Source organism: Aeromonas fluvialis (genome assembly GCF_000819885.1).
In the GTDB taxonomy this organism is placed as follows: domain Bacteria; phylum Pseudomonadota; class Gammaproteobacteria; order Enterobacterales; family Aeromonadaceae; genus Aeromonas; species Aeromonas fluvialis.
This window is the reverse complement of sequence record NZ_CDBO01000068.1, coordinates 91,691-99,877: the sequence shown is the minus strand read 5'-3', so window position 1 is coordinate 99,877 and position 8,187 is coordinate 91,691. Positions and strand designations below refer to the sequence as shown.

The 8,187-nt window shown below is 56.9% G+C and carries 5 protein-coding genes and 2 pseudogenes; 2 read left to right on the top strand and 5 right to left on the bottom strand.

The annotated features are described in order from the left end of the window. Together BN1125_RS19275 and BN1125_RS14770 are read right to left on the bottom strand one after the other, a co-directional pair. Positions 1-856: hypothetical protein (locus BN1125_RS19275; protein ID WP_042013181.1), on the bottom strand; the 856-nt coding region annotated here is incomplete at its 3' end. A gap of 359 nt (positions 857-1,215) precedes the next feature. Further along, positions 1,216-2,062: pseudogene (locus BN1125_RS14770) on the bottom strand (transposase). 340 nt (positions 2,063-2,402) lie between these two features. On the opposite strand from BN1125_RS14770, the gene BN1125_RS14765 reads away from it, so the two are divergent. Together BN1125_RS14765 and BN1125_RS14760 are read left to right on the top strand one after the other, a co-directional pair. Then, positions 2,403-4,043, top strand: a complete 1,641-nt coding sequence (locus tag BN1125_RS14765; protein WP_042013180.1) for a response regulator — start codon at positions 2,403-2,405, stop codon at positions 4,041-4,043. 66 nt (positions 4,044-4,109) lie between these two features. Beyond that, the gene (locus tag BN1125_RS14760; RefSeq protein ID WP_042013179.1) at positions 4,110-4,436 is read left to right on the top strand and encodes an Hpt domain-containing protein; all 327 of its coding nucleotides are present in this window, start codon (positions 4,110-4,112) and stop codon (positions 4,434-4,436) included. 47 nt (positions 4,437-4,483) lie between these two features. Here the strand turns inward: BN1125_RS14760 and BN1125_RS19140 are convergent. The 3 genes and pseudogenes from BN1125_RS19140 to BN1125_RS14750 all read right to left on the bottom strand — a co-directional run. Beyond that, a pseudogene (locus BN1125_RS19140) lies at positions 4,484-4,629 on the bottom strand (IS4 family transposase); the annotation flags it as partial. Positions 4,630-4,679: 50 nt separating this feature from the next. Next, a complete protein-coding gene (locus BN1125_RS14755; RefSeq protein ID WP_042013178.1) occupies positions 4,680-5,747 on the bottom strand; it encodes a lipocalin-like domain-containing protein in 1,068 nt (355 codons plus the stop codon). After that, positions 5,744-8,173 (bottom strand): ABC transporter permease, encoded by a 2,430-nt coding sequence (locus BN1125_RS14750; protein WP_042013177.1) that lies wholly within the window; start codon positions 8,171-8,173, stop codon positions 5,744-5,746. Before BN1125_RS14750 ends, BN1125_RS14755 begins: the two co-directional genes overlap by 4 nt. Positions 8,174-8,187: the final 14 nt, after the last annotated feature.

Sequence of the window (8,187 nt, the reverse complement as noted above, 5' to 3'; positions counted from 1 at the left end):
CGCTGTCTTTGGATTCAGTGGCATCGAGCGGGAAGGCGTCTGCGTTGTCGCCGACCTTGTCGCCATCGCTGTCTTTGGATTCAGTGGCATCGAGCGGGAAGGCATCATCGTTATCACTCACGCCATCACGATCCTGATCGGCAATGGTGATCAGATTGCCCTGATCATCCTGCACCACATTGATGGTGTCGGGATCGGTATCTGCCGTGATGGGGTTCTGCTGCAGATATTGAGCCAGCGCCTGACCCATCTGCTTGCTGGTATCCAACAGTTGGCCCGGGTCATCAGGCAGGGTATCAGGCAACTGATCGGCCAGATTAATGGCATAGATTTGCGCCTCTATATCGCCGGAGGCGATAAAATCCGCCAGGATCTGCGCCGGCTGCAGCCCGAGCTCACTGGCGATGGCCGCCACCGCCCCGTCCCGATCGAGCGCAGGATCTTGCTGCATCTTCAGGTCAACCAGGGTCGTGAGCGGAGTGACCTCATTGACGCCGGGAGGCGCGGAGAGAGAGAACGTCTTGGTCACGGGGCCACGCACCTCATCCACCGTTTCCCCGGCGATCGCCCGAACCATCAAACGGAACTGCTCAGGCTGATCAATGTTGCTGACCTCTAACGTGATTTTGCCGCCAGCAGCGGTCCGACCCTGAGGTTCATCGCTGTCTGGTTCGCCGTTACGATCGAGATCGAGCCACACCAGCGCATTGCTGAGATAGCCATCGATAGCCGTCGCTTGCAGAAAAGAGGGCGACGCGTTTTCCTCACCCTCACCCTCACCCTCACTGCCACCACAGCCAGTCAGTGCGGTACTGACGGCCACCGCCAGTACGCTGAAAATTAAACGTTGTTTCATCCCATGCTCCTTGAGGTGTTGGCCAACACTGGGGGCTCCAGCCGAGCGTGAACGGCCAAACTGATCAACCAAAGCAAAGTATGATTAATCTAGCCAATTGGAGGTAATTTAAGTTAATGGATGTGATCCGAATCACGCCTCGTCACTGGGCCTGTTGGTCGCGGGTGTGAAAGGTCACCAACGGCGTCCCCCTATGTCGCAGGCCAGTGATGGTCAGATAAGTAGTTGTAACGGTCAGCTAGCTGTCAGCTGACAGCAGTCAGTAAATTGAGCAATCACAATTGATGGAATACTGCTATTTAGGCGTCGGATGTGATCAATAAGGTCGATTCACAACCTAAATTGTCAAAATGAAAGGTTCATCGCGCTTTTCCGGGGAAGGCCGCCTTGATTTTCAGGAAGAGGTAGTCCGAGTCCCTGAAGCCATAGGCCATCCGCTTGATCACCTTGATGTGGTTGTTCACCCCTTCCAGCAGGCTGGTATGCATATGGAAGCGAGCACTGGCGAGGATCCCTCTGGCGTAGCGTTTGAGGTTGCGGGCAAAACGCTGCTGCGGGGCCATTTCACTGTCCCGCGCATGCCGTAACCAACTCCTCCAGCGTCGCCAGCCTTCACGCACGCTCGGGGCATACCAGATCTCTTTCAGGGCGTCCTTGAGCACGTAAACCGTGGCCAGCGGCTGATTGGCGGCCATTAGCTCCTGCAACTGCACCACCTGCCCAGCGTTGAGATTGTCCCGGTTACGCAGGAGCAGCCAACGACTCTGCTTCACCACCTTGCGGGCGGGCTTGTCATGGCGCAGTGCGTTAGCCTGGTCGACCCGAATGCGGTCAATCACGTCGCGACCATAACGGGCCACGACATGGAACAGGTCGTACACCACCTCGGCCTGAGGGCAGTGCTGCTTCACCTCCAGGATCGAAGTCAACCACGCCGGCTTGTAGGCGGCGCTTGTCGATGGCCTTGATAGTGTACCAGTGCAGCCCGGTGAGGCGACTGATATGACATAGCGGTAGCATCTGCAGCAAGGTCTCGACCCACGTTCGCAACCTCTGGGTCAGGGGGCTTGGCTCAAGACAGCGACCGCAGCGTGGAAGCTCAGTGGTGAGCGGCTCTAGCGTGTGCGTGAGGGTGTTGTTGGTATCTTGGTGGCTGGCTACGACAGCGTAGCCTGGCCAAAAAGTGGCAAGATCGATAGGATGCATGGTGACAGCAGGGCTCAGGGGGGGGGGGTGGCGACGACCCATTTACCAGAGTCACTGACTGTCAATCCTCTCTTTCCCGCGATAATGCGAAGAACCAAAAAAATCCCCAATCAGGTGCGGAATGTCGGTTGCCATAGAAAGCCTGTTCACAAAACGAACACTCATGCTCAATGTGGAGGCACTGGATTGAGCTTGATACCGAAGGAAGTGTGCACTAAAGTAGCACATGTAAAATGTCGGTTTGAAAGCGGTGTCAGATGATAATTAGATTTGTGCTCTGTCTATTTTAAAAAACAAAGTGTCTAAAAATATTGGAAATTTGGTTTGTTATTGAGATAATATGTCAATATATAAATATATTTATGCCTTGATTGTAGACGACGCACCTGTTGTGGTGGCAACACTTCGTGTGATGCTTCGCAAGATGGGATTGCTTGATGATCACATACATAGTGCTAAGGATGCGCGCAGCGCGCTGCATCTCGCTCGTAATCGCGCTTACGATATAATTATCTGTGATTACAACTTCGGTAGTGGACTCAATGGTAAGCAGATATTCGAAGAGCTGAGTTATTATCATCTGATGACACCGAGATCAGTATTTATCATGGTGACAGGGGAGGCTTCAGGACCAATCGTCAGATCTATCATTGAAATGGAACCTGATGAGTACCTCCTTAAGCCTTATACCGAAAAAAACTTGCATGAAAGATTGCGCACAGCGATCAAACGCAAGCACTCTTTATTGCCTATCTACAGTGCTGAACAAGAGCGAAATCCCACAGCTGGTTTGAAGGCTTGTGATGAGCTTGAAGCCAAATACCCTGTTTATCATACACTTATCAAACGCTTTAGAGGCCAGTTTTTACGGGATCTGTCCAGGGCGGAAGAAGCCAAGGTTTTATATGAGTCAATATTGTGCACTAATAATTACGAGTGGGCTCAGTTGGGTTTATGTAATACCTTGGTTGATATTGCAGATTATGAAGAGGCAGAAAAATGTTTTGCCAGCTTGCTAGCTCAGCCAGTAGTTAGCGTTGCAACACTCAATGCTGTCAGCCGTTTTGAGCTTTATCGGGAGGATATTCCTGCTGCAATCCGTCATGTGACTATGGCATCTGAGCTAGTGCCTGGACATGCGGAGCGTGAATTGCTGCTGGCTAACCTCTGCTTGATTGAGGGGGATTATGCTAGTGCGACCATGAAATATCGGTTTTACCATGAGATAAATCGTGAAACCTTTCGTGATACGCTAGTGTCTCATATGAACTGGGTTAGGGGATTGGTTTGGCAGCTTTCAGTTTGTCCCGATGAGTGCGATATGGCAAGTTTGAGAAACGAAATCCAGTCTCATCTCGGCCAGTTGTCCAAGTTTGAACCGAACAATGCTCTTAGCTGCCAATTATCTCTCATAGCCTGTCACTTGGCATTAATTGATAATGATTTGCCTACGCTGATGACTCTTTTAAAGAGTGCTCTCTCGATGGCGGAGGATATTGACTTCTACGCCCGTTATCATCTCTGTAGTCTCCTTTCTGAGTTGGTGATAGACAGAGAGTTTCGGGAATACTTGGAATATGCCGGTACCCAAATTGTCACTTTGGGATCTGATGTTATTAGTAAAAGTCAGCTACTGATGCTCAAACGGTTGAATGATAAACATCAGGAGCGCAGTAACTTCATTGCAAGCGCTTATCAGTCTGCTCATTTTGCATGTCAGCAAAGGCGCTTTATAGTAGCAATGGATATTTACCTGAAAATTCAGGATGCAATGCCGTATATGTATCGGGTATCGCTAAATATTATGAAGTTATTATCGATTGTTTGGCCTACAGGATTTGGTGTCGATAGTGTCAGAAAGTTGATCGCTCATTCTGATCTGGTGATCCGCGAAATGCTTACAGAGGATGTACTAGAGCAGCTCAAATATCAGGATATTTACGAGCGAGCCTGTGTTTTTGTAAATAATCATAAAGAGTGAGTTGGTGATTAGTAAATGCCACGTAAACTCTCGCCTGAAAGAACCCGATAGTAGGACTGCAGCACAATGAATGAACCATTTTTTTTAAATGCTTTATACCCTGATCTGGATGATTGCCGAGAGATTGCAACTATTTTTCTGGAGGCGGCCCGTATCGATTACGCACATTTGCGTTTGGCTAGTGAGCAGACTGAATTTGAGACGATTGTGCAACTTGCACATCGCATTAAAGGAGCTGCAGCCATGGTGGGGTTGGTTGACTTGGCAGCCGAGGCGGCTACATTACAAGAGATTGCCAAACGGGAGGGCTGTGTAAAAGAACAAATATGTCTGCTTGAGCACACACTAGAACGAATGATTGCTGAGACTTCGCAATGGTTGGCTGATAGTTAAATTATTTGCAATGCTCATGGTTATACAGCTTCCAATATCGGTAATCACCATGTCACGGCACTCTTCGCTGCTTTGAGCGACAACAGGTTATCGTTCATCAGTGTCTGAACCACTACAGATTCAGCACCAGCGACAACAAACTGGCCCACACCAATTCCTCCGCGATAGCTTTCTGCCCCGTCACAAAACCCTGGGTATTGACGGCGACTTATGCCCGTTGCAATCAACAGCCACACCCCTGGCTCAATAGCCGGTCATCTCCAGATAGCCGACACCTTGCGCCTCTCCCGAGACGGTCACCGCCCCTTCCCAGTACTCAAAGCGGCCGCTCATCGCCTGATTGGGTTGGCGGGCTTGGATGGTGAGTTGTAACCCGGCCGCCTCGAGCCGCCACTCGACGGGGTAGGGCTGGCCTTTGGGGCCGCGCCAGCTCTTGTCCGGCATAAAGCGGATCTGTTCCGGGCTCAGCACCTGACTGCTGCCGTCGCGCTCAATGAGAATGCCGTAGCGATTCTCCGGCTCGGAGCGGCCCGCCTTGGTGCGCAGGCGAAACAGCATCAGCTCGCGGCCATCGTTCAATTGGAGCGAAAACCAGTCCCACCCCGATTGCCACTCTGCCAGTACCGAGCTGCTCCATTCGTGATCAAACCAGCCCTGGCCCGTGACGTTGCGGGTTTCCCCATCCCGTGTCAGGGTGCCGCTGAGTGTCAGACGCGGGTAGGAGTAGTAAAAAGAGGCGTTGCCCGGGCTCTTTTCGCTATAGCCATGGTTGCCCTGCAGCACCGCCGGCTTGGCGGCGCTGACCCTGAGCGCGAGATCTCCCGCCTTGCTCTGTACCTTGAGGGTGGCGGGAAAGAGGGCTTTTCCTTCGGAAGCGAGCATCCACTCTTTCAGCCAATAGTGGCCGCCACTGGCGCCGGCCAGCCCCGGCCCCTGACGGCTGGTGCGCTCATCCTGCTGATGGCTCCCCTTGCTCACGTCAGTGATGGCGAACTGGGCCAGCCAGAGCTGGGGCACAAGCCAGGGGTTGTTGGACTTGAACTCCCGCTCGATGCCTTGCCTGAACAGGGTCCACTGCATACCGTAGTGACGCCCCTGCTCGTCTTTGAGGTTGCCGGTGAGATACCACCACTCGGAGCGGTAGTCGGGGTGGGTGGCGTGATCGGCGGGCAGGATGACGCGCTGGCCCGGCTGCGCCTTTTTGAAGTGATCGCTGCCACCGCCAAGGATGGCCCCCAGATCGCTGGCACTGATCCCGGCGCTCTGCAGGATGCAGATCAGCACCAGCGGCCACGTTTTGATTTTTTTCATACCACTCTCCTTGCGGCGTACCAGGAGGCGAGCGCGCCGCACACCGGCGCCAGCAAGAGCGCGATGACGGCGTGCTGCGGGGCCGCCTCGAAGGCGAGCCGCCAGCCAAAGGCGCGAGGGTTGACCACCTCGATCAGCACCCAGGCGAGGCCATACCCCACCGGCAGGGCCAAGAGCGCAGTGAGCAGCCCCAACCCCGCCCCCTGCCACACCAGCAACCGGCGGCAGTGGCGGGGGCTCAGGCCAAGGCTTTGCAAGGTCTGCAACTCGCCGCGGCGGGCCAGCCCCAGAACCATAAAGGCCGAGCCGATGCCGACGAAGGCGATCCCCAGGATCAGCAATTTTAGTAGCTCGGTCACCACAAAGGTCTGGTCGAACACCTTGAGGGCGGCGGCGTGAATGGCGGGGGCCTGCAACAGGTTGACGCGATCGCCAAGGCGGGCGCGCAGGTGATCGGCCAGCAGATCAGGCTGGTGGCTGAAGAGGGCGAGGGATTGCACCGCGCCCCCTTCGAAGGCGTGCATGACTTGCCCCTTGTCGCTGCCATAATCCTGATAGACGCCGGTCACGGTGAACGGTCGTGGCCCCTGTTCGCCGCTCACCTCGAGGGTCTGTCCCACTCTGACCCCAAGGCGTACCGTCAAGGGTTCGCTCGCCAGCACCTCGTCTGGGGTGGCGGGCCAGCGCCCGGTCAGCAGCGGATAGGCGGCCTTGAGCTCGGGGATAAAATCCATCTGCACCCACTCGATGGGTTGACCCTGCCAGCGGGCGGGATGGACCGAGCGGCGCGAGGCAGCGTTCACGCCGGGGGCGGCGAGCAGGGTAGCTAGGGTCTGCTCGCCGAGGGTGCCCTTGCTGCCTGCCGCGCCTCTGGGGGAGGTGACATAGAGATCGGCAGCCAGGCGTTGGCCGAGCCAGATCTCCACGCTTGAGCGAAAGCTCGACACCATGACCCCGATGCCGATGGCCGCGGCGATGGCCAGCTGCAGCGCCATCACCGCGATGGCGGTGCGATCCAGATGATAGAGGGTTTCGGCCACCCCGAGCCGAGTGGTGAGGGGGCTGGACTCGCGTCGGCGCAGCCGCCCCAGCAGGGCGCGCAGGGCATCGGGCAGGATGAGTGCCATGGCCAGCAGCCAGCCGCCAGCGATAAAGAGGGCACCGCCAAGGCCGGTTTCTGGCCGCCACAGACAGAGAGCGCAGAGCAACAGAATAGCGATGGCGAGCCCCCTACGTTGCCAGGGGTGAGCAGGCGGGTGGCTGTTGCCATCGCGCAGCGCAAGGGGGGATTGGCACAGCAACTGCCACCAACCGGGCAGGTTGGCGGCCAGCGTCCCTACCAGGCCGATCACCAGCGCCTTGCCAAGGGTTGCAGGAGAGAGGCGCAGCAGGTCGATGGGATTGGGGCCATAGAGGTCGGCCAGTGCCTGGGTGAGCTGTCCCATCAGGGCAAGTGCCAAGAGGCTCCCTAGCAGCAGCCCGAACAGGGTACCGATGGAGGCGAGGATCAATATTTCCAGCGCGAGCCAGCGCAGCAGCCGATGTGGCGCCATCCCCAGAATAATGAGCTGGGCCAGTTGGGGGCGGCGCACGCTCTGCACGAAGCGCTGGGCGTTGAACACCAGAAACAGCCCCACCGCCATGGCGAGCAGGGAGAGCGCCGTGAGGTTGAGGGCCAGGGCATCGCCAAGCTGGCTGGCATCCAGCGCCGGGCTGACGGGTTCGAGCCAGAGTGGCTGATGGGGGAAGTCGGCTCGCAGTGCGGCCTGCAGGGAAGTGGCCTGTGCCTCGCTTAGCTTGAAGACGATGCGATCGAGCCGCCCTTCCTTGCCAAGCAGCGGTTGGGCAAGGCCGATGTCGGTCACCAGCAGCCGCTCCATGGGCATGGCGCCGGGCTCGAAGGTGCCAGCGAGGGTGAGGGTCAGTGGGTGGGGTGGCGATCCTGCGCTGCCATCAGGCACGAAGCGCCGGCTCTGGCCCGGCAGCCAGCCGAGCCGGCTTGCCTCGGGGGCCGCCAGCCAGACGCTGTCGGCGCGGTTGAGGGAAAAGGCAGGCTCGCGCTCTTCAGAGGCCCCTAACAGCTGGCGCAGGGGGCCGGGGTTGAAGAGATCCATCCCCAGCAGCTGAAAGCTGCGTCCCTGTTCATCCTTGATCCAGGCGTGCAGCTGGGGTATGGCCTCAAGGGCGGGCTGGCTGCGCACCAGCCGGACGTAGACCTGCTCATCGAGCCCGCCGGTGGGGGCCAGCCGGTAGTTGGCCTCTCCTGCAAGCTGGCTGCGGGCGGCGACGAAGTTGGTGCGGGCACTGTGGTTGAGGAGCTCGATGGCCACCACCAGCGAGATCCCCAAGGTGAGGCCGGCCAGACTCATCAAGAGCAGCCAGGGATGGCGGCGATAGAGGCGCAGCAGCGCCAGCAGTGGCAACATCTGTCTCAATCCGG

Bases quoted from the DNA above. Each gene is read 5' to 3' on its own strand.
- BN1125_RS14765 (WP_042013180.1), top strand. From the start codon at position 2,403: ATGTCAATATATAAATATATTTATGCCTTGATTGTAGACGACGCACCT.
- BN1125_RS14760 (WP_042013179.1), top strand. From the start codon at position 4,110: ATGAATGAACCATTTTTTTTAAATGCTTTATACCCTGATCTGGATGAT.
- BN1125_RS14755 (WP_042013178.1), bottom strand. From the start codon at position 5,747: ATGAAAAAAATCAAAACGTGGCCGCTGGTGCTGATCTGCATCCTGCAG.
- BN1125_RS14750 (WP_042013177.1), bottom strand. From the start codon at position 8,173: ATGTTGCCACTGCTGGCGCTGCTGCGCCTCTATCGCCGCCATCCCTGG.